Consider the following 24,144-nt stretch of genomic DNA (forward strand, 5'->3'; position numbering starts at 1 on the left):
AGATAGGTCCGAACCTGGTGGTTGCCGCGCTTGGAGATGCCGCCAGCGCGATCGATCCCGCCGATTGATAACGTGCCGGTGTCAGGCCGGGGCGGACCTGTTTCAAGGATTCGAAGTACGAGCGCCAATCCTTCGTTCCGTTGCAAGCCATCTGGAGCCGGGCCGCAGCAATCTTCGCGCCAATGGTCCGAACCGGTCGTCGGTGGCCCTCAGGATCTGGTCCTTGAGCGCGGTTCCGGCGCGCCGACCGTCCGCGATGGCCGGACGCCTTCGGCGCCCCGGTCGGTCAAACCGCGGCTGGCGATCTCGATCTCGCGTTGAAGCGCCTCGATCGTGCGAGTGTGCCTGGCCTCTTCCTCGCGGCGGGCGTTCCGTTCCGACTCGAGAAGGATCTTCAACACCCGTATCTCGCGGCGCTCGACCGGCAGCATCCGCGCGACCTGTTCGATGTCCGCGATCTGCTCGCCAACGAAGGCATCACGGATGATCTCCGCGAGGCATTCATCATCTACCTCATCAGCCATGACAGGCCGATTTCCGAGGTCGTGGTTCCTCGTCGCAAGGATATCGAGCACGAGTTCACGCACGGCTTCGAGGGCATGAGCGCCGATGAAGTAAGTCTGGACGAGTTGCTCGAAGCCCGAGAAACGCTGATCGCCGAGATCGCGGGAAAAATGCCGCAAGCTCATAAGGATTTCCTCATAGGGTTTAAGCGCGGCGAGCCGGATTGGAGCCTGCTGGGCGTCCCTGGCGCGGCGGAGCTGCCGGCGGTGTGCTGGAAGCAGATCAATCTGGACAAGCTTCCTGCCGAGCACTGGGCGAAGCTCGTCGCGCAACTCGAGGAAGTCTTGCGTAATGCCTGAGGTCGGAGGAGGGGGATCTCCGTCGAGCACGCGCGTGGCAACTCGTTCAGACGACATGTCCAGGGAGCACTCCGCCGCCCAGCAGGAGTGGAGATTGCGGCTTCAGCTCAGCCGGCGCGAGCCTGACTGCGACGGTCTCATTGCCCGCATGAAAGTTCTGAATCGCTGGCCCGGATTAATTCATTTATTTAATTGGACGGTCGATTCGGTAATTGCGATTCTGGCGCATGTCCGAACTCACGGTGCAATATCTCGTGCTCGAGCGTCGCGATCCGGCCCGCAACATGGCGCGGTTCTATGTGCTCACGATCGAACCGACGCTGTTTGGCGATACGGCATTGGTGCGTGAATGGGGTCCTCTCGGTGGGCGCGGGCGACGGCGGCTCGATCTGTTCAAGGGGCGCGTGCAGCTGTAAAGGCCCTCGAGTCTTGGCTCAGGCGCAAGACCCGCCGTGGTTATCTCCAGCGAGAATTTCCGCGTTTGGAGCCAGCGTGCGACATACCGCAAGCTGGCTGATTGGCCCGCATGCCTTTGATCGCGCTTCGCGTCCCCGATGAAGTCGCGGTGGAATTCTCAATTCTTGCCGCGACCCAGGGCGGCAAGTGCGCGCTACTGCGGCGATTTTGGAGAGTGTAGCTATCCACCCCGGGGCCGACATCTCGTTCTGTGAAACCGTCTTGTGGGCAATCGACGATCACGCCAAACCACTCCGCGACAGAGTCTCATGGTCCTCTATGAGGAGCGTCCGCCTTTCAGAAGCCACTGCCGTACCCGAAATAACTGCTATGTCCGATCCAGATGAAAACGCGCCGTATATGAACGCGCTCCGCGCCTACGAGACGGAGCGGCAAAAGCAATTCGCGGCTGAAGTTGACGCGATCCAGTTCGACGTTTCGGATTTGCGCTGCGCCATGGGCCAGCTTGTGCGAGGACATGGAAAAACTCGTCGCCGAACTTGGCGGGGCCTTCCTTTCGGCCGATTTCAACCTCAGACCAGAGGTGAGGGAAGTGCACGCCGCCTATATCGGATCGTGGATTAAGATCTCGAAGAACGTTAAAAGGGGCCTCTTCACCACTTGCTCGTACGCCCAAAAGGCAGCCGAATATCTGCGCAGCTTGCAGCCCATCTACGGCGAGGCGCCTGCGGCTTCACCGCAGGACCGGGGTCTGCAACTGGTCGGCTAAATCCCGCCGCCAGCTTCGATCTGGTGCGCCCACTGGCGATCGGCAGGCGCGGTCGTGCGTCCATAAGGACTAAACCTTTGGGTGATCTGGCAAAAGAAGGGCTTGCGGTCCCCCAAACCTAGCGCCACTCTATTTTCAAAGGGGGCGGGTGCCATGGCGGCGGCGCAGGGGCTACAGACCAAGATCTTGCGGCGAGCGAAATCGTACCAGCATTATACCGTCTATCGGGCCGCGCTTGAGTGGGGGCTGACCGATCCAATCGTGATCGAAAGCCGCGACGATTTCAAATCCGAGTTCCGTTGGAAGGGCCGACTTGAGCCCTTCCACCACCAGGTACAAAACCTCATCACATTTTGCCGACGTTTGCCGGTGACCCTACTCGCAGACGATGTCGGTCTCGGCAAAACGATATCCGCTGGGCTTGTGGCAAGCGAGCTCATGGCCCGAAATCGGGTGGCGAAGATTCTGATCGTTGCGCCCAAACTGCTTGGCCCACAATGGAAGGACGAGCTCGGGACAAAGTTCGATATCCCGGGCGAGGTCGTTACCGGAAGCAAACTTGTTTCAGCCGACCCTGATGAAATGGGCGCGATCATTACGACCTATCATTCCGCGCGCGTCCATCTCGACAAGATTCCCGATGACCGTTTCGACATGCTTGTGCTCGACGAAGCTCACAAGCTTCGTAACCTCTATGGCGTTGATCCCACGCCGCAGGTCGCGAAGGTATTTCACAGGGCGCTGCAGCGACGCCGCTTCCGCTACGTGCTGATGCTGACCGCGACACCAATCCAAAATCGGCTATGGGATCTTTATTCCTTGGTCGAACTCCTCACGGTTGCGCGCGGACACGAAAATCTATTCGGCAACGAAGGCGTCTTTGCCCGCCGCTTCATGGACGATAAGCGCGAAAATGCGCGCGTCCTCAAGCCAGAGGCGCGAGAGGAGTTTCGTAAGATCGTCTATGGCTATATGTCGCGCGTTAGACGGGGCGACGCCAATCTGGATTTTCCCGAACGGAAGATCCAGTTGCACAAAGTCACCCCATCGGAGGAGGAGCTTGCGCTCATCAATGCCATAGCCAAACCGATCCAAAAGCTCAATCGGCTCGCCCAGATCAGCATTCTGCAAGCGTTGACGAGCAGTCTACACGCGCTCATGGCGCAACTCCAGACGATGGCCCGTAACGAGATGGTGCCACGCGAACTAGCGGAAACCGTCAAAGCGATCGTCACGCCCATGAGAACGAGCGCGAAGCTCGAAGGGCTTCGTCAACTCGTTTCGATGCTCAAGCAGCAAACTCCGACCGGCTGGCGAATGGTCGTCTTCACCGGGCGGCGCGAAACGCAGACCACAATTCAGGCATTAGAACTCGGGCTCAAGGTTGGCATTATCAACGGCTCATCGGGCCAGCGGAACCAAGAGACCATCGCGCGGTTTCGTGCCGACCCGCCCGAAATACGCGCCATCGTCTCAACCGAAGACGCCGCGCTTCTGGCCGGCAGATGAAGACGCGGCGCGGGTTCTGTGCGTCATGGCCGCGAAGCGTGGCCTTGTAACGGAACGTCTTACCGGCGCGACATTTATCCAGCGTTGCTTTCGCGATGCTGAAGAGTTTGAAAGTTGTTTGGCCACCTTGGCGGCTCTTGGCGTCGATACTACCGGTCTTGAGTCGGAAGGGCTGTTTCACGCCGATTTGCTCTTGTCCCGCCCTGAGATGGATGCTCGCGCCACCCCTCTCGAAAACATTGTCACCGTCGCCAGCGGCAGGGGTCGGCCTATCGGGCCCCGTTATGTGCATATTGGAGGCAACGCGGGCTTGCAGGTTGCGTTGGAGCCGTGACGGGTTCCTTTTCCGAGGATAGTTGTGGGTATGCCCCAAGGAACTGTACACCGAAGTGGATCATACCCTGACTTCCTGAATGATTACTTTCTATCAGGTCGGTAGTCTTACAGAGAAGCCTTGGTTATGACTACTTCGCCGATTGCGAATCCATGTGTTGCCGTGCCGTATGATCGAGGTCGCCGCTGCGTCAGATTTCTACGATCGAGTGCGGCGTATTGCCGTTTCCAACGTATCGTTCGAAGTGCGGCAAGCGAAGAAGGTCGCACTGCGGCCGACGCCAAGGCTAGGGCGAAATCGATAGCAAAGGTCAGCACGAGCCAGCCGATTAGCGCGCCAGCCAGAGCCTGTTCCAGGCCAGCCAGATCACGCCCGCAATCGCGGCCCAGAAATGGAAGCCGGTCGCGTACGAAGACGAATTTGTCGGCCGCCGCAAGAGCCGCGCCGTTGGCCGCGGGGGCATGCACTGTATAGACCGGCTTCGAACGCTCCGCCGAGGATGGACTCTTACTTACAGCATGATCTTCCGGAAAACCGGCACGACCTTTTCCGGATCATGCACCCGGAGATCAGCCGCCGAGCTGCCCCTTGGTTGAGACGCCAGTATGCATTCGCTGTGGTCTTCCATGCGAGCCTGCAGGAAGACGCCGTCTTGAGGTCTGAGGTCGAATACCCGAGCGGGTCTCGCATCGGACCCGCCTGACGACAGGAGGGGGGCGCTCCGATTCTGTCGGCACCTTTTCACCGGCCTTCGGTTTGAGCCGACGAAATTCATCGACCGACATCATAATCGATCTGGTTTGCCGTGGTTCATGATTGCGACGCGGCCGGATACGGCAGCCCGCTGCATCTCCCCGGATTGCTGCTGCAAATCCTGAGAGGAGAAGGTTCGAATAAGCGCTCAAGGATCTTCACGTATTTATGTATTTTTCTCGAGTAGGTGCGCGGCGCCGTTCGAGCGCCTTGCGATCCCCATTCAAGATGCGGCAGGAAGAGTACTACCACTCTGCTTTTTGTTGGGTCGCCAAGCCGAAGAATCCGTCATTGGAGGGATCCTTCGTCGGCGAAGTCTTCTGAGCAGTTTCGAACCGGCTGCACGCCGACCATTTCACGCTGCCGCACATCGGGCGATCTTCACGGCGGTAGATGCGTGCGGCCCTCAACGGGCCGCGCCTCAGCCTCTGGCTCGAGCGCCAATCGTCAGCTCAAGGATGATGCCGATTGCGGGAATCCATCTTGAAGCAGCCCCATAGAGCAATGAAAATATCCCTGCGGGACTCTTGAGTCTCATTGTTCTAGGCCACGCTCTGCGAGCAGCCGGTGCATGACCTCGCCTTTTATCTCGGCTGCGATTTGGTTTCGGACTTGGGCTCCGAGCACCCGCTCGGCATCGACGTCGCCTACCAGACCATGTTCGGCCAGTCGCTGATCCAGACGGCTTTGAAACTCTTCGCCCATGGCTTCGACAAGCCGGTCCTGCATCGCTGCATGTTCGTCCGGTGCGATGCGCCTCAGCACCGTCTCCCAAGGTTGCCAGCGGGTGGCCATATAGTCGGTGAATTGGTTCGCTTCCCGCTCCCGGACCAGGTCCAGCGCCTCCGTCGCATCATCCTCGCTTACGCGAGAGACCGCCAGGAAGCGCATGTCAGGGGCGACGTGACTGAGCTCCAGCGGCTCGCGCAGCCGATGTTGATAGGCCAAGTAGACTTCCACGTCGTCTATGTCTGGGTCGAGGCTGAGGAGCGAGTTGACCCTGTCGCGCGCGATCTCGTCAAGCGCCTCCAAGCGGAACGCAACACGGCCGCGCTGGATCAGTTCGCCAAGACGATCGTCATAGACGCCGCCCTCGACATCAGCGTTGAGGCGCGCGGTCTGCATACCGTTCCAGTGCAAGGTAACTCGATCCTCGCAGCTCGCGTTGGCCTCGGAAGCCTGTGCAAAAAACTGCTCGCGCAATCTCGGATTGGCCGCCGCCTGCCGCAGATCATCAGCCACTCTCTGCCGAAACTCGTGATTGCCATAATTAACGGTCTCTCGTAGCCTCTCTAGGAACCGTGCGTAGTCCTGCGCGCCGGGCTCATCCGCAAAGTGCTGCCATTCGGCCAGTGCCGAGGGGGCGTCTCCCAGCCAGTGCGCGGCAGCCTCATACAGAGATTGCTGCGCAAGCTGAGGTGGCGCTTCAGCCGCCGCCAGATTAGCGAGGACGTCGTCCGGCAGCGGGTTATCCCCGAACTCGAGGTTCTCCAAATGCGGATAGCTAAAACTCGATAAAAGACCCTCAGGTAGGCTGGTCAGCCGGTTACCGCTGAGATTGAGCGATTGGAGCGTGCTCGGAAGAGGGGCGGGGAGGTTGGCCAATTGATTGCTGCTGACATCGAGTTCAATGAGCCCCGATGGGAGGGAGTCGGGGAGGTCGGTCAGCTGATTGCCACTAACCGCGAGCGAGGTGAGCCTGCTCGGGAGAGCGTCCGGCAGGCTAGTTAGTCGGTTGTCGCTTGCGTTCAGGATCTCGAGCCGAGCCGGAAGGTTGGCCGGCAGACTGGTCAAGCTGTTATCGGCCACCTCCAGCCGAGAGAGGGTCGCCGGAAGAGCGTCCGGCAAACTGATCAACCGGTTATGGCTAATGAGAAGATGCTGAAGACCGGGTGGGAAGCTAGCGGGCAGGCTGCTTAGCTCGTTGTGCCTGGCGCGCAGTTCAAGCAATCTTGGCGGCAGGGCGGCGGGCAAAGCGGTCAGGGAGAGGGAGGACAAATCCAGCAAGTGCGAGCCCGCGTTGTCCGAAACCCTAATTCGTGTGCGCCCCTGTCGCCGATTCTCGGCTTCGCCCTGCCCCTCTTCGGCAACCCAGTTGTCCAGGATCTGCGCGCGCGCGGAGGCCGGGGTCCGATATCCTGTCATGGCTTCGACCAAATCCGCCACGGCTCGGCTGAAGCCGCTGAGGTAACTTTCCTGCTCCCCCTCTTCAGAAGCGTCCGAGGAAGAACCTGCACTCCGCTGTGCCTGTCCTGTGTTCATCAATTTCTCCATCGTCAGAACAAGAATGCCCCCGCTTCTCAAGGTCGCGAAACAGGCTGGTTGTCATGATCATTCGAGAGCCAGCGCACGTGCGCTGCGGCTCCCGCGCGACTCGAGCCGGTACAGGTTCACATGAGCCCAAATGCGGCAAATGGATCGCTACTGCTGCGAGGCTTCCTGCCATTTCGTTGACCAGATTAAGTCCCGGAGGACCGTCAACGTGGCAGCGTTCTGCCCTTAGCAGGCCTACCTGTCGATCAGCTGACGAGTGTCGCTGCAGAACCCCGGGTCGCTCGGTTGCCAGCGGTGACAGAAGTAAGCCCGCCTCTTTATTCCGAGGATGCTCGCCTTATTTCGGGGCTTGAGGAGGTCCTCCGCAATGGAAGCAGCGCCGGCGCCCGCTGCCAGGGCTCGCTCAGACACCTACGGCGGTTTTCCATTGGTTGATCTGACTGCGCCCACGCCGTCTGAATCACGCGACGATGCTAATTCTGTACGGCCGTTTCCGAGCACCTCCGCTGATGCTCAGATCGGGGCTTTAGGTCCGACAGCCTCGTCCCACGGCCGCGGGCTGGTGCTCGAGGACGGAATGGCTGGGCGACGAGCATATCGACAGGGATCACCGGCTCCAGGAGCAGGATTTGCAGAGGTACCATCCAAATCTCGCCGCCCGAACGCGGTTCGTGAATCCCCTCATCGTTCTAAATTATCTGCGCTCTGACGACGATGGCGTCGTGCGAACCGAATTCCAGCGCATCGTCGATGATGATAATGGTAATGATGCAGCCGACTTCCTGTTCCTGCTCGTGACTAATGCCGATCCTGAAGATCCTAATAGCCTCGGCAACCACTGGTCGCTGCTGTTCGTTGATCGCAGCGACCGGGGCCGGCCGGTCGCCTATCACTACGATTCCTACGGCGGACTCAACAACAAGGATGCAGAACATCCCGCAAGTCGGCTGGACCTCCGCCTGGAGCCGGCATGGCCCGGCAGCGGAACGGCTATGATTGCGGCGTCTTCGTGGTGGACGGCACGCGGGCGCTGGTTAGGCAATTGGAGCAAGGACGGGAGCCACACCTGCTGAACCTCAGCAACCTCGTTGTCAATCGGCAGGCACTGCAGAACCGACTCAGGGGCTGATGTCGCCGTGGGCGGATAGCTCGTCGACGATGCCGCCAACGTCATCCTCTCCGCCGTCGGTTACAATTTCCGCCGCGTCCTCGCCTGGCTAAGGGCTCTTTGGTACCTCTTCCTGGCTGCCTTCTTCTCAGTCACCAGCCACCGCACGCCACTCAAATCGGCTTCTTAACCGACGCGCCGCGACGACGACGATACTGAAGATCTACTCCCTCTCAACTTCCCCAAAAGCCGCAGCGCCGAAAACCCGGCCTGATATAACATAATCTCTCATCCAGCAGCGAATCCACTGGCTCTCGTAGGGGCCGACTGATTCTATGCGAGATTCAATGTGACGAGAAAGTCGCGCTTACGTTCAAGCGGCACCAGCGGCAGTTGCGCATCGTGCGCAGCCGCCTGGGCCGGATCATCCGCGACATCCGCCGCAAGATCGAAGGCCAGGATGCGCTCGAAGAGGCGTTCGCACTCCCGTTGAGCCGGGCCACGCAGATCCGCTCGCAGCAGCAGCGCCAGCGCGGCTGGAAGCTGTATTCCTTCCATGCCCCCGAGGTGGAGTGCATCGGCAAGGGTAAGGCCAGCGCGCCTTACGAGTTCGGCGTGAAGGCTTCCATAGTCACCAACAACCGGCCTGCTCCCGGCGGCCAGTTCGTGCTGCACGCCAAGCGCTGCCCGATAACCCTTACGACGGTCACACCCTGCGGGACGTCATCGACCGAACCGAGACACTCACCGGGTGCGCGATCGAGCGCGCCTTTGTCGACAAGGGATACCGCGGCCATGACGCACAGAACCCGCGCCGCGTCTTCATCTCCGGCCAGAAGCGCGGCGTCTTCGGCACTATCAAGCGCTAGCTGCGGCGCCGTTCCGCTATCGAGCCCGTGATCGGCCATTTGAAGGCTGAAGGACGCCTCGGCCGCTGCTACCTCAAAGGCCGCGCCCGCTGGGGCAATTCGGTGAGGACATGTCGCAACCATGCGAAGGGCTCAACGCTACAGGCGCGACAGGTCAGCACCAGGCTATAGACAACGGCACTGGCGCTGGCTCCATCAACGGTATCGCTGAAGAGCCAATTTTTCCTGCCACAGGCGAAGATTCTGATGTCGCGCTCAAGAAGGTTGTTGTGGATCGGCATCTCGCCGTCCTCGTTGTAGCGCGTCAGATATTCCCACTGATTGAGCGTATAGGAGACAGCATCGCCGAGCTTGGTGTCGGGCACGACCTTTGCGGCGATTGCTTCGAGCCATGCCTTGAGAGTGTTCAGGACAGGAATGCTGTGTTGCTGGCGGAAGCGGCGCCTGTAATTGGCCCGCGTTTCGCCGTCATCCGGTTTTTCTTCACGCACCTGTCTTTCAATCCGGTAGAGTTGGTCGAAGAACTTGAGGGCTTGCGCCGGCAGCCCGCCGGGTTTCTTCCTCGCTTTGAGGGCGTCGACAAAGCGCCGCCTGGCGTGGGCCACGCATCCGATATGCGTGGCGCCTTTCAACGTGCGCCAGGCCGAGTAACCGTCACTCATCAAGATGCCGCGGTAGTCGCCAAGGAAGGTCTGCGGGTGTTCCTGCCCACGACCAGGCTGATAATCGAACAGCACAATCGGCTGCTCACTGTCCTCGCCGCTGCAATAGGCCCACATGTACGAGGTGCTGGAGGCTTCCTTGTCCTTTTCCTTCAATACCTGAACCGTTGTTTCGTCGCCGTGGATGAGGGCCTGGCACCTGAGCCGCAGTTTCAGTACGTCGTAGATGCGCACATTGATCAGCATCAGGTTCATCGCCCCGCGACCGAGCCAATCCTCCTGCGCCGCCGTTTCCCAGCTCGGGATCGTGACCTCGCCGCCATCCACGCCCCGGACCCGCGGGCGCTCGACCTCGATCTTGCCGCCGTGGAAGCCGATCCGTCCCCGCGTTCGGCCCAAGGTGCGTCCGCCGCGCCGCCTCGCGATCGTGGCGCGGCCCGCCACAACATCCGCCTCCATCATCGTGCCGAGCGCCTCGATCCCTGCCGCAAGGCAGAACCGATCGAAGCTCGCCCGCACTTCTGCAAACGCTTCGTCCACCGCCCCGGTCGCCGGCCAACCAGCCGGTGTGATATCTCTTGTCATGGCGTTGCTCTTCTTTGTGGAATCAGCACCCCGAGCCTACCGGCTCAAGGTGGGCAACGCCGACCTCTTCAGAAATTCAACAGAACCCGGGACATCCCCAGTTCTTGTTCTAAATGGGCGATCTTCTCATCCAGGGACTGCAACTGGTCGACAGCAATCGTAGGATCGATTGGGCCATCGCAGGGGTATCTGCTATCCTATTCAGGAGTTTGGCCAGATTGATCCATCATTCCGATCGCGGCGCCCAGGGCGAACTCCGTCGGAACACCTGTTCTCACTCATGACAGCAACTTGTCCAGCACCTCTGCCGGTTGGCAACATGATAAGGGTCCCAGAGCGGTCGGATCGAAACCGGATCAAGTAGTCCTATCCACGTGGTCCACTTCAGATTTCCACCAGATCGGTCGTGTGTGTTGCAGGCGCGCGAATTCTTGAGCGTCGAAAAAGGTGCTTGATCACAGTCTGCAACCAAATTCCAATTTGCCACCGCTTGGGTCACCAGACTTCCTATTTTGTCTTGCCCAGCTGAGGCGCCCGCGCGCCGGTTTTTGCCCGACGCGGCTGCCATTGCGACACGAATCGTAGCTTTGATCGGCCTGGGCGGCAATCAACATCTCGCAGTCGCGCAGCGCCTTGATGTTGCAGGCATAGGCTGGTCCACGGCGGTTACCTTTCTGTTGGGGATGTCCGGCTTGAAGTTGCATCGCGCGGGTCTTGTTGGCGACCAGCGCCGGGTGCGCCCACAGGTAATCCTCGCTCTTCGTCAGCAAATGCCAGCAGAGCACAGTAAGCTTGCGAGCCACGGCGACCGCGGCGATCTGATGGCCGCGCCGGGTGCGGATGCGCACGAAAAAAGCACGCAGTGGACCGGGCGCCTTGGCCGCTGCCCAGGCCGCCTCGACCAGCATGGCGCGCGCGTGACTGCGCCCGATCTCGCTGATGCGACGTGATGGGCGGCTCCCAGTCCCGACTGCCGCACCCGCGGGTTCAGCCCGAAATAGCTCGCTAGGGGGCGCCGGCCGTCCGGATCGCGGTCGGCACCAGGCGCATACTCCTCCATCCTTCAAGTCAGAGGGACAAGCAGGACTCGATCGCGCCGGGGCGGGATGACAACCGAAGGACGGCTCACGCCATTTAAGGGGCAATCCGTTCTGCGGGTGAGCCTTGGTGTATGTCGTCCGGCAACGTCGTCGCCAAGAATAGGCGTCTCTCCCGCAGGACCCTGGGGGCTTGGGGCAGCTCAAAAATACCGCAACCCCGTAGGATCCCGCATTGCCAAGCCGCCAATAGAGCAGCATGTTTCCTCTGGAATTGGAGGGAGAACCGTAGTGATCTTCGCAAGCGGACGTCGGAGCGGTCGGTCATTCAGCCGTGCCGGACGATTGAGGAAGCAGAGGCCGTTGCCGCGGAAATGAACGGCGCCGGGTTTAAGAATGTTGCGATCGGGAACACAAGCCGGCCCGCGAAATGAACAATCGGTGAGCAGTCTTCTCTAGTATGGAAATGCTGCTCGGATAGCTTGGGCACCTTGCCCACCGGCGCGCGGTGAACTCATCCACTGATAGGACCGATCCCTCGGGATCACCGAGCGCACGGCCGATGAAGGAGCAAAGCTTGCAGCCGTCTGGCGCTCTCCGCTTCTGTTGCCGTCTGCCGACCAGGGTGATCTGGTTGCTCTCGCTGTGGGTACGGTTTCGCTGTGGGGACGGTCTGGAGCACGACACGGGATACCGCGCGCAATTCGGGCGCGTGCGAACTGTCGATGATCTGTTGGTAGGTGAGGAGTTCGAGCGCCGCCAGACAGAGTGCGACCTACTCGATCTGGTGCGAAACAACTACGGCTTAAAGAAAGGAGTAGCCACATGCTGTTCTTTGTCGATCTCGCCCTCGCGCCTCTGCAGTTCATGGCCTCGTTTTGCGACGAGATGGTGAGGCCGCTGACGCGGTCGGTGCGCCCTGCCATCGCGGGCCCGGCCCAGATAATCCATATCACCCCAGAGCGTCGGGCGCGCCGAAAGCGGAAGATTCTGCGTCGCCTGCAGCTCGGCTATTGAGGAGGCTGCGCTGATGACCGTGGGGATGTCCCGATCGGTGTTGAACTACGTCGGGCCGACGGGAGTGAATGTTACGCGGGCCTCGAGACGTGGGCAATGGGCTTGATCGTCATGCGATCGTGGCGAGCTTGTGGGCCGCACGCAGAACCGACAATTGCGGGCAGCCGGGCGGCGCGGCTGGCTGACTTCATGGCTGCCGATCTGTCCGCGCTCGACCATCTGGTGGTCCAAATCGACGGGCTGCATCTCGGCGACGATCTCGTGCTGGTCGCCGCAATCGGAGTTGGCGGCGAAGGCAACAAGCGTAAGCGCGAAGCCGATACCCTGGCTTCAGAGTTAGAATGAATGTGCGAAGAAGCCTCCGGCTTGGAACGGAGGTTTGGATGGGATTGGACAGCAAAAAGGACGTCCATTTGGGCGGCTCACCGGTAGGGCTGGTGGAGGTCCTCGAAGGACCGTCGGGGCGCCGTGTGTGTTCGGAGGCTGAGAGAGCCCGGATCGTCGCCGAGAGTCTGCTACCTGGTGCCCAGGTGTCCGAGGTGGCGCGCAAGCACGGAGCGACGCGCTGGCATATTTACGATTGGCGACGCCGCTTTCGACAGCGAGGCATGTTGGCGCCGTGCGAGGCATCGCAGTCGACATTCGCAGCGCTGGTCGTGGAAAGCGCGTTGGAGGAGCGTCAGGTTCCGGCGATCAAGCTTGAGATCGCGATCGGCGATGTTGTGCTGCGGACGGACACAGCCATAGATGGCGAGCAGCTGTCCCGGGTGATCCGCGCAGTCCGAGCGTCACGATGATCGCGGCCGGTGCCGATCTGAAGATTTACATCGCGACGCGGCCGATCGACTTCCGCTGTGGCCACGATGGGCTTGCGGCGAAGGTGCAGGAGATGCTTCGTCTCGACCCGTTCAGCGGCGCAGCCTTCGTGTTCCGATCGAAACGAGCACAGCTCGTTTCATTGTACGTCCCTTTGTCAGAAGAGCTGGCTCCGCAAATTCAGACAGTAGCTTGAGTGGATTTTCTGCCTGAGAGCGGCGAGGATTCTTGCCGCGAAACAGGAGCGAAGATGACGAAGAGGAGTCGCCGGACGCATTCTCCGGCATTCAAGGCAAAGGTGGCTTTGGCGGCCGTGAAGGGGGAGAAGACATTGGCCGAGCTGGCGCAACTGTTTGATGTCCATCCGAACCAGATCACGACCTGCAAGTCCCAACTCCTGGAAGGCGCCGCCGGAGTGTTTGGGCAGGACAACGGACCGGCCGAGGCGCCGGTCGATTTGAAGCGTTACATGCCAAGATCGGCGAGCTTGCGTTGGAGAACGATTTTTTGTCCGGCGCGCTCACCAAGGCGGGCCTGCTGAGCGCAAAGCGATGATCGACCGCGACCATGATCTGTCTGTCGTGCGCCAGGCGAAGGTCCTGAACCTTGCCCGCAGTACGGTTTACTATGAACCTCGGCCGGTTTCGGCCGAGGACTTGTCTTGATGCGCCGGCTCGATGAGCTGCACCTCGATTATCCCTTCGCAGGGGGGCGCATGCTGCGATCGCTGTTGCAGCGTGAGGGCATGCAGGTTGGCCGCCGCCACGTCGCGACGCTGATGAAGCGCATGGGGATCGAGGCGATCTATCGCCGTCCGAACACGAGCAAGCCCGCACCGGGCCAGAAGATCTACCCGTACCTATTGCGCGGATTGAAGATCGAGCGGCCGAACCAGGTCTGGGCAATGGACATCAGTTACATTCCGATGCGACGTGGATTCGTTTACCTCGCCGCGGTCGTCGATGTGTTCAGCTGAAGGGTATTGGTCCATCGCGTATCGATCACGATGGAGACGATATTCTGCGTCGAAGCGCTCCAGGAGGCGTTGGCGAAGCACGGCAGGCCCGAGATCTTCTTCAACACGGATCAGGGTAGCCAGTTCACCAGCCTCGACTTCGCCGGCGTGCTGCTGGACGCGAACATCGCCATCAGCATGGACGGCAAGGGTGCCTGGCGCGACAACGTGTTCGTCGAGCGGCTGTGGCGCACTGTCAAATACGAGGAAGTCTATCTGCGTGCTTACGACAGCGTGCTCGAGGCGCGAGCATCGATTTCCAAATATCTGGCGTTCTACAATCGAGGACGTCCTCACTCGAGCCTTGACGAACGCACGCCCGACGAGGCTTACTTCGGCGCGCAAACGATGGTGACGGCCGCATGATCGTCGCCAACGATTTTGCTGCGGCTCTGGTCGGGCTTGCGCCCTCCCGACGCCACAGCAAAATCGTAAAGCCCCGCGTTCAGCATAACCCGGCAGGAATCCACTTAATTTTCGCGGGGCCCTGTCCAAACAACCGGGACCAGCTCTGTTCTCTCAGGCCTGCTTTGGGTTCAAATAGAAAGGGGAACTGTGGTCAACCTCCAACCTTCAGAGCGGCGACCGTACGACTGACTTGCGCAGTATCGGGGATAGGGGCGCGGAGGCTCAAGACGACTGCGTTATTTCCACCACGCATCATTGCCACCACGCATCGCTCGTCGAGGATCCGTCCCTTCTCCGCTCGTGTGGCCGACCGGTAACGCTCCGTTACCGCCGACACCACCTCGCGCCGCGCGCGCATGCTGATCTTTCCCGCATAGACGCCACCGAACCAATTCGATGGCACCGCCCCAATCATCGGCGAAAAGTTGTCCAGTAACATTCTGGGTGAGGCAATGCGGGGGTCAAATTTGCAAACGATGACGTAATTGCGGTCGGCGCCCGCGGCTCGAAAGGTCCGCTATCTTCAAGCCTTCCCGCAATCTCGCGAATCGGAGGGGGCTATGAAGCAATATGTTGGGCTGGATGTCTCGCAAAGAGAAACGTCAGTATGTGTGGTCGACGAAGTGGGTCAGGTCTTGTTCGAGGGAAAGGCCAAGTCCGACCCGGGGGCGCTCACGGCACTGCTTCGCAAGCGGGCGCCACAGGCGCAGCGCATCGGATTTGAGACCGGGGCGATGGCGAGTTGGCTATGGCATGAACTTCGTAGGGTTGATCTTCCGGTGGTCTGCATCGACGCGCGGCATGCCCACGCGGCTTTGTCCGTACGCATGAACAAGAGCGATCGGAATGATGCTCGAGGTCTGGCCGAATTGGTGCGGGTTGGCTGGTATCGAGAAGTCAAAGTCAAGAGTGAGGAAAGTCAGAAGATCCGCGCGATACTCATCGCGAGATCTCGGCTCGTGGCCATTCGTCGAGATATCGAGAACCAGGTCCGCAGTCTAATCAAAGAATAGGGCTTGCTCTTCCCACGCGCGATCGGACTGAAGTTTCGCAATCAGGTCTGCGAGCTATTGGGCGAAGATCATCAACTCCTCGGTGTGATCGCGCCGCTTCTGTCGATCCATGAGCAGATCTGCAAGCAGCAAAGCAAGTTCGACGACGAAGTCCGCCAGTTGGCGAAGTCGGATGAGACGACGCGCCGCCTGATGACGGTTCCTGGTGTCGGCGTCGTGACCGCCTTGGCCTTCCGCCATACGATCGACGACCCATCGCGCTTCCGATCGGCATCAAGCGTCGGCGCCTATCTGGGTCTTACGCCCCGACGAAACCAGTCTGGTGAAACTGACATCAACGGCAAGATATCACGATGGGGCGACCGTCTTCTCCGAACGTACCTGTACGGGGCGGCGACCGTCCTGCTTTATCGAACGAAGAAATGGTCCTCTCTCAAGGCTTGGGGCATGAAGCTCGCCAATCGGATTGGCATGCGAAAGGCAAAGGTCGCCATCGCGCGCAAAATCGCCATCGTTCTTCACTGTATCTGGGTCGACGGCGGATTCTCGCCTTTGACGGCCTTACTGCCGGAGAAGGCTTCTAGCCGGTCGAAGAAGCTCGAGTCGTCCGCGGTGACTGTGAACGATTCCCATTTGGACTGACCGATCTTGGAAGCGAAGGCGGCGGGGTAGCCGAAATCCGGACTCTTGGCAGCCACGCGCTCCCAAAGTTTCCACGTCCTCCAGTTCGCTCCGTATTCCGCACGGGAACCGTGTCCATCGAACCGTAGCTCGTATCGGATGTCATTGACCCGTTGGTCACGAACACAAGATCCCGTTCGGCCAGATCGATGGCGCGATCTTCGCCGCAATGCCGATAGCGCAAGCGCGTCGCGGTCTTCGTCCCGCCTTCGGCGACAATGTCAACATCGGTCACTTCCGTCCCCATCTCCAGCCGCACGCCCCGCGCCGTCAACCATGCGACGGTCGGACGGACCATGGCGTCGAACTGGTTGAGCTGGGTGCGGTAGATCCCCGCGAAAGTGTCGATCGTCGAGAACAGATGCAGGAAGCGCAGACAGTATCGCTTGAACTCGACGGCACTGTGCCATGGCGCAAATGCAAAGGTTGTAGACCAGATGAGCCAGAACTTGCTGCGGAAAAGTGGGGTTCGAACCAGTTCTGGATCGTCCTGGCGTCGAGCACCGATTCTGGAGCCGCGCAAGGCGCGATCAGGTCGAGCCGATCTTTCTCAGTTCGTCCTTCGCCGATTTGGTCTCGTCGGCAATCGAGGGAATGAAGGATAACAAGTCGTAGGTACAGTTGAACTTTTCCTCGAACATGCGCCCGCCGCGCATGACATATCCGTCCTTCGGATCGCCATGTGCGTCGAGGCTTCCGCCGAACTGCTCCATTTGCTCGAACAGGACGACATTCGGGCCGGATAGCCCGCCCTCCTTGACGAGGTAAGCCGCTGCGGCCAGGGCGGCGATGCCTGTTCCGACCAAATAGGCCTTGCGAGGAGCCGCCTGCTTCGGTGGATTAAGGCGAGAAACGAGAGAAGCAGAGGACATAAAGTTCGCCAGCATCTAGCGGTTGGAATGTCTATGCAATCGGCGCGCCGATGGCGCCGTGCAAAACAATATGATCGCGAAGCACAGCTCCCGGACTGCATCATAATCAACAAGCGCCAGAAGCCCTTCGGGGTGCACAGCCACATGCAGTCGCCGTCGAGCGCCTGACCATAAGCAGCAACGGCGCCGCGATCATCGAATTGGATCAAGCCATACCAGCAGCGGCTGCGCGGCGCGCAAAAGCTGATTGCGGGCTTTGCTCGAAGACGGAATAGGAGCGCCGTCATGTCGGGCTTACAACCATCTCCGTCTTCAACCAGACAAGACAGAAAGCAACCGGACAAGACGGAAATTGAGACGGTGCCAGTTGTCGCCTTTGCCGAAGTCGACCATACGTCAGTACGAAGATGCCCAAGGCGACCTTACAAGGTGCTTGGCCAGCGGCCGGGTTGAGTTCGAGCGCAAGCACGTACCCGGTCCTTTGCGCATCGCGAAAGTCTTTCGGGATGGCGCCGCACTTCTGAATCAGGGTCCGTGCTACCTCCTATCTCATCTGTGAGGCGCTCCATACCCTGAGAGCCCGGGCTGTGAGGCTGGCGTTCGCCAGTTCTCTCCAGGACTTCCGTACTTCCATCCAACGGATTTTTCGAGCGGGCAAGGTATCAAGCAGTTTTCGGGCAATTGGTACAAACCGCACAGCTTCCGAGTTCGGGTCGCGCTTGGCATCTTCGAGAATTTTGAGAGCGGCCGCTTCGGACCGTCTCCAGCCCGACTCGGTGAACCTGCTCTCCGCGAAATACTCAAAACAGGTCCGGAACCTCAAAGCGCGGCCGATGATCGTATGGGCTGGCAATCCCGCCTCGCTCAGCCACCTCCGAAGATGGTCACACCACCCTTTGCTGCTGCATTCGAGAAGACCACCACCTTCCAAGACCAGAAGCGCTGCCATGCCAGCGATCTCGCATCGTACCTCCTCATTCTGGCCTTCGAACCAGTTCCGGACTGCATGCAGTGGCGTCACCGGCCGATTCACAATCGATACCTGTGCCGCGCCGGCGCGATAGAACGGAACCACGTTTTTCAGCGATGGCAGGCGCGGCCACGGCCTCCCTTCTGCGTCCCACAAGACCCAACGCTCAGCGATCCTCTTTGCCTCGTCGGGCGACCTGCTTCGCCAAAGCTCTTTGAGCGCCTCATTGACGTAATATGAGACGTCAGCTTTCAGACCGCATGTACGTGCTATTGCTGCGAGGCGACCGGCGTCAATGAGCCGCGCCGCGAAGTTGTTCTCCGCGTTCATTTGCCGACGTGCTTGGTTCGCTGCTCAGTTCCGATCATCAACCTTCAGAAGGTACCACAATCTCCAACTTGTCATACCCACCTCATTCGGTACGGCGTGGACGTATGCAAAGCCAATGGAAGTGGGCTGGCTGGGCCTTCGCGCTCTTATTGATTTTCGGAGAAGTCACTGACGGCGAAAAGGACAATCCACTTTCAGGCTAAGAAGTGCCACTTGTTCAGGCTAAGAAGTGCCACTTGGACTTTGCCAAGAAATCCTGGTCGAGGTCGTTCCGCGAGGGATCGAAGATGCTGGATCGTCGCAAAACACAGCCCCCCTCTGCGGTGAGGTAAGCTATTCACGCATCGCCGCACGAAGGGGACGATTCCGTGCAAAGACCTCGCTGCTGTCCCGCTCAGAACTGAACGCCATGCCGAATTCGGTTGCTATGATACAGCGCCGCCTCAGGAGCGCGTTGGTTGGGCGTATAGCTAGGACGACTCCACATTCATTGAAGCCAAAAGCAGATTGCGGCGAGATGGACAAACGCGAGGAAGTTCGGCCCGTCGGTCGAATCGCGTAGCGAAGCGGCGGAAGTGTTTTGAGCTTGTTGAGCAGCGCTCGATGCGGTTTCTCAGCTTGTAGATCGTTTCGTCGTGGGGGATCGGGACCTTGCGAGAGCGGCTGAGGAATTCTGCTTGGGAGTTCCTGTCTGCGATGGTTTTGCGCAGATGTCGTTGTAGTCATAGGCCCTGTCGGCTAGCACGGCCTCGGCCTCAAAGCCTTCGAGCAGGGCTTTCGTAGTGAGATTGCCGTGTCGTTGACCGGCCATGAGACGACCGAGGCCGTTGCAGAGCATCTGGATCTTGGTCGTCAAACAGCCTCCGGAGCGCCCGAGTTCTTGAGTTTTGGCCCCCTTCTCCGCTCGCGGCCTGCTGGTGGACGCGAACCAGAGTGGTGTCGAGCATCAGGTATTTATTGTCGCGATCCCGGATCAGTTCGGCAAACACTTTCTCCCACACGCCGCTTTGGCCAGCGGGAAACCGCGCAGGCACGCTGTTCCACTTGCCATAGCGCTCCGGCAGGTGCAGGTGCTGCCAGTAGGCGCCGGACCGCGGAACCCACAACCCCGTTCACGAACAGACGGTTGTCGACACCGCTGCGGTCGCGATCACCCACCTTGCCCGCCAGCATCTGCCCGAGGATCGATAGAACGCGCTGTCCAGGCGCAGGATCACGCAATTGATGAATGGGCGATTGCGGCCGACGTCATGATTCTTCTTCGACTCTTCCTCGACCGGCTGCGCGACTCCCGAGAACCGTCCCAGTTAAGCCGCGCTCCACTAGAAGGTGCCGGCATAGTCGCTTGCCTGGGTTAGTGCGGTATGGGCGATTCCGGCAACTGGATTTTCCCGAGCTTTTTGAGCAACGAAGAATGCGGCGCGCCTGCTCGACCAGCTTCAGCGCGAACTTTCTGACCGAGAAGCCATTGCCCTGCTCCGGACTCATTCCGAAAAACTTTCTCGCTTTCGCGATGGTCGACGAAGAGAAATTGGTAAGTGGAGCTTCGGATCTGACCTGGAGAATGACAGCGAAAATGAGCGCCACGGCGCGGAGCGCCTGAGGCTAAGCGCGCGAATAAATGAAGCTTACGCGGCAATCACACGATTGCGACCTTCATGTTTTGCGCGATAGAGCCGCTGATCGGCGACGTTCAGCAATCCGTCAAGCGTGTCTCCATCGCGCCCGAACTCCGACACCCCAACGCTGATGGTGACGCCGACCGACGGCTGAGCTTCGACGTCGAATGCAGTGCCTTCAATCGTCGATCGAAGGCGTTCGGCTACCGCGTAAGCCGTGTCGAGCGTCGCCCCGGGCAGCAAGACCATGAATTCTTCACCGCCCACGCGTGCGACAGAGTCATAAGGGCGAATTGCCTCCAGACACTTTCGCACAAATGCGCGGAGCACCCCATCGCCGACGCTGTGACCACGTGAGTCATTGATATCCTTGAAATGGTCGAGATCGAGCGACAGCAGAGATAATGGAGCACCGGTTCGTTTGGCCCGCGCGATCTCGGCGCCGATATGGTCGAGGAAGTGTCGCCGATTTCCGGCACCGGTCAGTGGGTCGGTGGCGGCAAGGCGTTCTAACCTTTGATTGCTCACCTGCACTTGCTGTAGCGCCCTTTGAGTGTGGGCCATCGAATCGGCCAGGCGGGCCATCATTTCTTCCTGGCTATAGATGGTCGAGAAGGATTGCGTCGTTCGGAAAGCCTGGACAACGCCATAGCTGAGCAGGAAGAACCCGCCAGCAAAGATCGCGTGGGCGAGCCACCACATATGATTCCACGGTGCCGCCAAAATGAATGCGAGCGACGATAACGCAAACCACGCGACCGAGATGCCGAAAACAAGCATGAGCGGCGAGTGAATCCCTCGCATGAGCATGACCGCGACGTTCAGCGCGCTGAACACCAGTGCACCGCCCTCCATGGACAAGCGTACCGCCGGGTGTCCCGCATAGGGGGAGTAGGCGATCAATGCGACAGCTATATCCACGGTCAGGAACAGGCTGGTCCACATCAGCCATGTGCGCGCATCCGAACGCTTCTCGACCTCGTCTGATGGCTGGTTATAGCTGAGCAGCCCAACGAAGAGAAGAATCGACATCGCGAGACGCGACGCCGGTCCATAGAGCAGAAACAGCCAGATGTTGCGGTGTGCCATCCTGGTGAAGGCGCCGTGCAGTAAATAGATCAATACGAAGCCGAGAAAACCCAGCGTCAACCAACGCAACAGAGGTTCGCCGGAAGACCGGTAGCAGCGACACGTCACGTAGGTGACGAACAGCCCTTCGAGGGTGGCGAGGGCAATCGCGAATTCATGGAATGGGTGATTTTCGAATTTTAGCGTGGGATCCTGCTGGAAATACAGGTAGGCAATGAACTGGGCAGGCATCAAGGCGAAGGCGATGAGGAGAAGGCTCATATACGCCTGTGTGATCAGCCGGAGCGTATTAGGCGGCTCGGGTACCGCACGATTGGTGCTCATATGCAATACCGTCTCCCATGATGACGTCAGATCGGAGCACCTTCGGTCCTTGTGTACTAGCCAGTTGAAGGAACCAGGATGCGTCGCGGCCGGAGGCCGTTCAACAACTCGGAGCCCGCGATCACCGCTGCGACGGAGGCATGAGCTTGACCTTTCCGTCCTGCGGCACCCCATCGAGCAGGCGGCGGCGCGGATAGGCTCGGCCTTGTCGTCCAGCAGCGGCCAGCTCCCGCCGCCGCCGGGATCAGCAGCGCCGCGGACTGCGTTTATGTATTCGAGCCCACCGCGTTCAGGCCGCCCGCTCCGCTGGGTCAACGTGTCGTGTGTTCAGCAGATTATTCCGGCCCCTCCCGCGAGTTGTCACGGTCTGCGAGGCGCTCGAAAACCTCCATCGAAAGACAAGGAAATCACGATCCCGTTGGAAAGGAGTCTGCGTATTACCGTACTCAATGGTCTGCCTACCGCCCCCCGGTAGTGCCGCCGCCACAATCGGTCCGTTACCGGTTCGGCTCCGAGTCAACACGCGTAATGAGCAAAACCGTAAGCGTCAGCCCGCTTTGATTGGCGAGTTTCTTGTAGGCCATCTGCGATCTCCTTCGTCTGGGATGTCCCCGCACTGCGCGACCGTGGCCGTAGGATACCTAAGCTGGTTGAGTTAGCCGCCTGCCAAACCTTGTAGGTTCCCTAACGCAACCTGTGAGATTGGCTTACGGCAAGGACGAGTTACTCGATCCGTCATGGATCACGCACGAGGATATATCCGCGAGAAGATAATCGCCGGTTGGCTCTATCGAATGCTTGGGCGGGGCGGGCAAGTGCTTCGGCCGAGCGAATCTACGCGCACTGGGCGTTCAACATCTACGACTATGACGATAAAGGTACGCTCGAGATCGGTTTCGTGCCGTGCCCGCTGCATTTGCCGGAAGAGAGGCTCATCGCTGGCGACGCGTCGGTCCGTATCCTGATGGACCGCGTCGAAGCCCATCGACCGTGAGGTCGGCATGCCAATTGGTTGGTTCTTCTTGATAATTCATGGTCATCAGGCTAAGCGAGAGGTTGGCCAAGCGATCGCCAAGGGGCTGCGTAATCTTTGACAGTCACTTCGGAGGAAGGCTCCTTGCTGGTCTATGCATGGATCTGGATCTTCCTCGAGGCCTTCTGCGATTCCAGGCCTGAGAGTGGCAAGCGGGAGCTGCGCCGCCGCTCCGCCATTCTTCCGATTTCGCGTCTGCTCTCCTGACGGCCCAATCGAGCGGTGCAAAGGTCGTCGCTTTGCCCGATTCGGGGGCAGACTTCGCCAATGCCCTGAAGCGGGCTGAGGAGTTCGGGCTCACGCAGAAGCAGCAGCTAGCTCCGCTGGGATTGATGATCAATCAGACGCACAGCATCGGCCTGCAGCCGCTGCAGAATGTACGTCTGACCACCACGTTTTACCGGGATAGGACGGACGAGACGCGCGCCTTCGCGAAGCGCTACGAGGCAGCATTCGATGGGCGGATCCCGAACGAGGCGCACGCGAGCACCTACAGTGCAATTATACACTATCTCAAGGCGATTGCCGCGGCGCAGACGGACGAAGGCGAGGCGGTGGTGCGACAGATGAAGAACACCCCGGCTAATGATTTCGAGATGAAGAATGTCAGGATCCGCGCCGACGGTCAGGTGATGCGACCGCTCTATGCCGCGCGCATAAAGGCGTCGAACGAGTCAAAATATCCTGATGACTACTACGAGATCACGCGGACCATTCCGGCCGAAGAGCTTGGCGCCCGGCCGCGGACAGCGCCTGCAATCTCGTGAAGACGCAGTAAGTCGGACGGGCGGGCCAGCCCGATCTGTCTCGATCGGGCTACAGACAGTCAATCCGCCAACAACAATAGTTCTGCCCGACAACAGGGCGCTGGATAGACAACGTGTTCATCGAACGCCTGTGGCGCGCTAAAATATGAGGACATCTCAAGGGTTATTCGGATGGCCATGAGGCTGTAGATATGACGCTTCTCGCAAGCGAGACGCTTGGACAACGCTGCGCGTTGCCTACATCCCCAGGGCCACAACAGCAGCAAGCAAGAGTAGCGTAAGGCTATTGAGAAGAACGAACGGCAGCGGCTCCACTTAAGAAACCGGACCCAGCGGTCCTCAGTGTAGGGTCCATTTCAGTTATCCGAGCTAACCGGGCGAGCGGCGTAAGCGCGGCCGCTGATCCGCTGCAAACTACCGTTTCTCATAGGCTTTGCAGGTCACCGAATGTGGTCGAATGGGTATGGCGGAACGCACCATCGCCGGAGACCACCGATGTATTTCCACCTCTGTCAGGACGACAAGCGAGAGTGGTGTTGGTCGCTGCACGGCGGGAATCACCATAAGACTGCCAGCTCCGGTGAAGGCTACCATCGCAAGACCTGATGCTGTCCCTGCCCTTGGACTAGTCCAAGGGACGAACGAACGGTAAAGGACTGAAGACTGCGAATTGACCATCGTCGGAGACTTACGATGCATTTCGAATTGTACCGAGACGAGCACCAGGAATGGCGTTGGAAGCTTCACGCGCGGAATGGTCTCTATATCGTCACCTCCGGCGAAAGCTACCACAAAAAGGATGATGCTATTCGCGCCATCAGGCTCGTCCAAGCCACGACTGACGAAACTCCGATCCGTATATCCACTACCTAGCGTCGGTAGCGTTGATAGGGAAATCGACACATGTAACCGTAACTCATCGGCGATCATCAATGCTGCCGATCAAAATCAGGAGAGACGCCTATGCCGATCCATATTAGCTACGCTGAGAAAGAGCTAACCAACGAACG

Annotated in this window: 19 protein-coding genes and 8 pseudogenes; 18 read left to right on the forward strand and 9 right to left on the reverse strand. The window is 59.6% G+C overall.

Annotated elements, in window-relative coordinates:
* Positions 1-317 precede the first annotated feature (317 nt).
* Positions 318-863 carry a nucleotidyl transferase AbiEii/AbiGii toxin family protein gene (locus HU230_RS41205; RefSeq protein WP_166104020.1) on the forward strand — a complete coding sequence of 182 codons (546 nt, stop codon included), beginning with the start codon at positions 318-320 and terminating at the stop codon, positions 861-863.
* Between the two features lie 227 nt (positions 864-1,090).
* Positions 1,091-1,279 carry a WGR domain-containing protein gene (locus HU230_RS41210; RefSeq protein WP_321576397.1) on the forward strand — a complete coding sequence of 63 codons (189 nt, stop codon included), beginning with the start codon at positions 1,091-1,093 and terminating at the stop codon, positions 1,277-1,279.
* Between the two features lie 337 nt (positions 1,280-1,616).
* Here the strand turns inward: HU230_RS41210 and HU230_RS41215 are convergent, their stop codons facing one another.
* The gene (locus HU230_RS41215) at positions 1,617-1,799 is read right to left on the reverse strand and encodes a hypothetical protein (protein WP_166104017.1); all 183 of its coding nucleotides are present in this window, start codon (positions 1,797-1,799) and stop codon (positions 1,617-1,619) included.
* On the opposite strand from HU230_RS41215, the gene HU230_RS41220 reads away from it, so the two are divergent.
* The 3 genes and pseudogenes from HU230_RS41220 to HU230_RS41230 all read left to right on the forward strand — a co-directional run.
* Positions 1,798-2,049 (forward strand): zincin-like metallopeptidase domain-containing protein, encoded by a 252-nt coding sequence (locus HU230_RS41220; RefSeq protein ID WP_176533516.1) that lies wholly within the window; start codon positions 1,798-1,800, stop codon positions 2,047-2,049. The genes HU230_RS41215 and HU230_RS41220 overlap by 2 nt on opposite strands.
* A gap of 153 nt (positions 2,050-2,202) precedes the next feature.
* Entirely contained in the window at positions 2,203-3,558 is a 1,356-nt protein-coding gene (locus HU230_RS41225; RefSeq protein ID WP_224924243.1) for a DEAD/DEAH box helicase, read from the forward strand.
* A gap of 31 nt (positions 3,559-3,589) precedes the next feature.
* Positions 3,590-3,892: pseudogene (locus tag HU230_RS41230) on the forward strand (class I SAM-dependent methyltransferase); the annotation flags it as partial.
* Between the two features lie 328 nt (positions 3,893-4,220).
* Here HU230_RS41230 and HU230_RS41235 read toward each other — a convergent pair.
* Together HU230_RS41235 and nopM are read right to left on the reverse strand one after the other, a co-directional pair.
* Entirely contained in the window at positions 4,221-4,355 is a 135-nt protein-coding gene (locus tag HU230_RS41235; protein WP_371821700.1) for a DUF2628 domain-containing protein, read from the reverse strand.
* Positions 4,356-5,179: 824 nt separating this feature from the next.
* Positions 5,180-6,907, reverse strand: a complete 1,728-nt coding sequence (nopM, locus tag HU230_RS41240; protein ID WP_176533515.1) for a T3SS effector NEL-type E3 ubiquitin ligase NopM — start codon at positions 6,905-6,907, stop codon at positions 5,180-5,182.
* A gap of 641 nt (positions 6,908-7,548) precedes the next feature.
* Between nopM and HU230_RS41245 the strand changes: the two genes are divergently transcribed.
* The 3 genes and pseudogenes from HU230_RS41245 to HU230_RS41255 form a co-directional block, all read left to right on the forward strand.
* Positions 7,549-7,992 carry a hypothetical protein gene (locus HU230_RS41245; RefSeq protein WP_234633847.1) on the forward strand — a complete coding sequence of 148 codons (444 nt, stop codon included), beginning with the start codon at positions 7,549-7,551 and terminating at the stop codon, positions 7,990-7,992.
* An 84-nt stretch (positions 7,993-8,076) separates the two neighbouring features.
* Positions 8,077-8,217, forward strand: a pseudogene (locus tag HU230_RS41250) (IS5/IS1182 family transposase); the annotation flags it as partial.
* A gap of 173 nt (positions 8,218-8,390) precedes the next feature.
* Positions 8,391-8,983: pseudogene (locus tag HU230_RS41255) on the forward strand (transposase family protein); the annotation flags it as partial.
* On the opposite strand, the pseudogene tnpC reads toward HU230_RS41255, so the two are convergent.
* Positions 8,965-9,789: pseudogene (gene tnpC, locus HU230_RS41260) on the reverse strand (IS66 family transposase); the annotation flags it as partial. The pseudogenes HU230_RS41255 and tnpC sit on opposite strands and share 19 nt — an antisense overlap.
* A gap of 809 nt (positions 9,790-10,598) precedes the next feature.
* Positions 10,599-11,152, reverse strand: a pseudogene (locus HU230_RS41270) (transposase); the annotation flags it as partial.
* A gap of 853 nt (positions 11,153-12,005) precedes the next feature.
* Between HU230_RS41270 and HU230_RS41275 the strand changes: the two are divergent.
* The 6 genes and pseudogenes from HU230_RS41275 to HU230_RS44450 form a co-directional block, all read left to right on the forward strand.
* On the forward strand, positions 12,006-12,197 hold the full coding sequence (locus tag HU230_RS41275) for a hypothetical protein (RefSeq protein WP_166104006.1): 192 nt from the start codon (positions 12,006-12,008) through the stop codon (positions 12,195-12,197).
* 96 nt (positions 12,198-12,293) lie between these two features.
* Positions 12,294-12,542, forward strand: coding sequence for a hypothetical protein (locus HU230_RS41280; protein WP_173640762.1), 249 nt, complete (start codon positions 12,294-12,296; stop codon positions 12,540-12,542).
* Between the two features lie 38 nt (positions 12,543-12,580).
* Positions 12,581-12,994 carry a transposase gene (locus tag HU230_RS41285; protein ID WP_176533514.1) on the forward strand — a complete coding sequence of 138 codons (414 nt, stop codon included), beginning with the start codon at positions 12,581-12,583 and terminating at the stop codon, positions 12,992-12,994.
* Positions 12,991-13,209, forward strand: coding sequence for an IS66 family insertion sequence element accessory protein TnpB (gene tnpB, locus HU230_RS41290; protein ID WP_173640834.1), 219 nt, complete (start codon positions 12,991-12,993; stop codon positions 13,207-13,209). The genes HU230_RS41285 and tnpB overlap by 4 nt, the downstream gene beginning before the upstream one ends.
* 54 nt (positions 13,210-13,263) lie before the next feature.
* Positions 13,264-14,394, forward strand: a pseudogene (locus HU230_RS41295) (IS3 family transposase).
* A 602-nt stretch (positions 14,395-14,996) separates the two neighbouring features.
* Positions 14,997-15,989, forward strand: a pseudogene (locus HU230_RS44450) (IS110 family RNA-guided transposase); the annotation flags it as partial.
* Here the strand turns inward: HU230_RS44450 and HU230_RS43975 are convergent.
* The 4 genes and pseudogenes from HU230_RS43975 to HU230_RS43765 form a co-directional block, all read right to left on the reverse strand.
* Positions 15,968-16,653: pseudogene (locus HU230_RS43975) on the reverse strand (oleate hydratase). The pseudogenes HU230_RS44450 and HU230_RS43975 sit on opposite strands and share 22 nt — an antisense overlap.
* Positions 16,654-16,660: 7 nt before the next feature.
* The gene (locus tag HU230_RS41310; protein ID WP_166103990.1) at positions 16,661-17,017 is read right to left on the reverse strand and encodes an oleate hydratase; all 357 of its coding nucleotides are present in this window, start codon (positions 17,015-17,017) and stop codon (positions 16,661-16,663) included.
* A gap of 529 nt (positions 17,018-17,546) precedes the next feature.
* Positions 17,547-18,302 carry an HAD family hydrolase gene (locus HU230_RS41315; protein ID WP_173640836.1) on the reverse strand — a complete coding sequence of 252 codons (756 nt, stop codon included), beginning with the start codon at positions 18,300-18,302 and terminating at the stop codon, positions 17,547-17,549.
* Between the two features lie 1,628 nt (positions 18,303-19,930).
* On the reverse strand, positions 19,931-21,334 hold the full coding sequence (locus HU230_RS43765) for a GGDEF domain-containing protein (protein ID WP_173640837.1): 1,404 nt from the start codon (positions 21,332-21,334) through the stop codon (positions 19,931-19,933).
* Positions 21,335-22,115: 781 nt separating this feature from the next.
* Here HU230_RS43765 and HU230_RS41330 point away from each other — a divergent pair.
* The 4 genes from HU230_RS41330 to HU230_RS44320 all read left to right on the forward strand — a co-directional run bounded on the left by HU230_RS41330 (position 22,116) and on the right by HU230_RS44320 (position 24,007).
* Positions 22,116-22,328 (forward strand): hypothetical protein, encoded by a 213-nt coding sequence (locus HU230_RS41330; RefSeq protein WP_166051786.1) that lies wholly within the window; start codon positions 22,116-22,118, stop codon positions 22,326-22,328.
* Positions 22,329-22,451: 123 nt separating this feature from the next.
* A complete protein-coding gene (locus HU230_RS43770; protein ID WP_256459524.1) occupies positions 22,452-22,574 on the forward strand; it encodes a hypothetical protein in 123 nt (40 codons plus the stop codon).
* 32 nt (positions 22,575-22,606) lie between these two features.
* On the forward strand, positions 22,607-23,134 hold the full coding sequence (locus HU230_RS41335) for an ABC transporter substrate-binding protein (protein WP_338077338.1): 528 nt from the start codon (positions 22,607-22,609) through the stop codon (positions 23,132-23,134).
* A gap of 693 nt (positions 23,135-23,827) precedes the next feature.
* A complete protein-coding gene (locus HU230_RS44320) occupies positions 23,828-24,007 on the forward strand; it encodes a YegP family protein (RefSeq protein ID WP_173640838.1) in 180 nt (59 codons plus the stop codon).
* Positions 24,008-24,144 lie beyond the last annotated feature (137 nt).

It is taken from the genome of Bradyrhizobium quebecense, assembly GCF_013373795.3.
Taxonomy (GTDB): domain Bacteria; phylum Pseudomonadota; class Alphaproteobacteria; order Rhizobiales; family Xanthobacteraceae; genus Bradyrhizobium; species Bradyrhizobium quebecense.